This is a genomic window from Kocuria sp. CNJ-770 (genome assembly GCF_001942375.1).
GTDB lineage: Bacteria > Actinomycetota > Actinomycetes > Actinomycetales > Micrococcaceae > Kocuria > Kocuria oceani.
In genome coordinates, this window is record NZ_MKJW01000056.1 from 1 (window position 1) to 1584 (window position 1584).

The 1584-nt window shown below is 64.5% G+C and carries 1 protein-coding gene and 1 pseudogene; both read left to right on the forward strand.

The genetic code is table 11. From position 1 onward, the window contains the following. The first annotated feature begins 59 nt into the window (after positions 1-59). Positions 60-1224 (forward strand): annotated as a pseudogene (locus tag BJF77_RS02830) (IS3 family transposase). A 37-nt stretch (positions 1225-1261) separates the two neighbouring features. Continuing rightward, positions 1262-1564 (forward strand): hypothetical protein, encoded by a 303-nt coding sequence (locus BJF77_RS02835; RefSeq protein ID WP_075871222.1) that lies wholly within the window; start codon positions 1262-1264, stop codon positions 1562-1564. Positions 1565-1584 lie beyond the last annotated feature (20 nt).

Sequence of the window (1584 nt, forward strand, 5' to 3'; positions counted from 1 at the left end):
GCGTATAGGTGTCACATGATCTGTGGCGCTGTGGAGCGTTGCAGGGAAGGATGTGGACCATGCCCGCTCCCTATCCCCAGGAGTTCCGTGACGACGTCGTGCGCGTCGCGAGGACCGTGAACCTGGCCAGAAGCTCGCGGTGATCGCGAAGGACTTCGGCATCTCCGAATCCTGTCTGACGAACTGGATGCGCCAGGCCGATGTCGAGGACGGTGCCCGGCCCGGTAAGACCCGTGAGGAATCCTCCGAGCTGCGGGATCTGCGTCGCCGGAACCGGCTGCTGGAGCAGGAGAACGAGGTCCTGCGCCGCGCGGCCGCCTACCTGTCGCAGGCGAACCTGCCGGGAAAAGGCTCTACCCGCTCGTGAGTGAGCTCGCTGCCGATGGGATCTCTGTCGCGGTGTCCTTGCGGGTCCTGAAGCTCTCTCGCCAGCCTTACTACCGCTGGCGAAAACAGCAGTTCACCGAGTCCGAGCTGGTCGAGGCCTATCGCGCCAATGCTCTGTTCGACGCGCACCGTGAGGATCCCGAGTTCGGCTACCGGTTCCTCGTCGGCGAAGCCGCTGAAGCGGGCGAAGTGATGTGCGAGCGGACTGCGTGGCGGATCTGCCGAGACAACCAGTGGTGGTCCGTTTTCGGCAAGAAGCGCGGCAAGAACGGCAAGCGCCCGGGCCCGCCCGTGCACGACGACCTGGTCAAACGCGACTTCACCGCCGACGATGTCAACGAGCTGTGGCTGACTGACATCACCGAGCACTGGACCGACGAGGGCAAGCTCTACCTCTGCGCGATCAAGGACGCATTCTCCGGCCGGATTGTCGGCTACTCCATCAGCGACCGGATGAAGGCCCGCCTCGCGGTGAACGCCCTGAACAACGCTGCTTCACGGCGTGGCGACGCCGCCGGTTGCATCGTGCATTCGGACCGCGGATCCCAGTTTCGAGCGCGAAGCTTCGTGCACGCCCTGAACCGCCATCACCTCATCGGATCGATGGGGAAAGTCGGTGCCGCCGGGGACAACGCCGCGATGGAATCCTTCTTCGCGCTACTCCAGAAGAACGTCCTAGACCGCAAGCGATGGCGGACTCGAGAAGAGCTGCGGATCGCGATCATCACCTGGATCGAGAGGACCTACCACCGACGACGCCGACAGGCCCGCCTGGGCCGATTGACCCCCATCGAGTACGAGACCATCATGAACCCGACCGTCAGCCTGGCGGCCTAACCCCAGCTGACACCTGATCGCACACCAGTCCCAGGACGTGGGCAACCGTTGCGTCGGCGTCCTCGAGGCGCTCAGCGCCCACGTCTACGACCCTGAGGTGCACTGCCCACCGGGACTCTCAGAGCCTCCGGTCGACAAGACCGACATCCGCATCGGCGCGTACATCGACCACCGTCTGCCCGGCAAGTCCAATGAGGAGCTGCGGGGGCTGACCAAGAAGGCATCGGCTCTCGCCCACAAGATGAAGCACTCACCGAAGGCCGACCGGACCACGACCGGCATCACCGCGGATGCCGTGATTCTGTTGGCGAACATCTTGCGTCGACTCGAGGACGGCTGAGGTCCTCCACGCAAACCAGG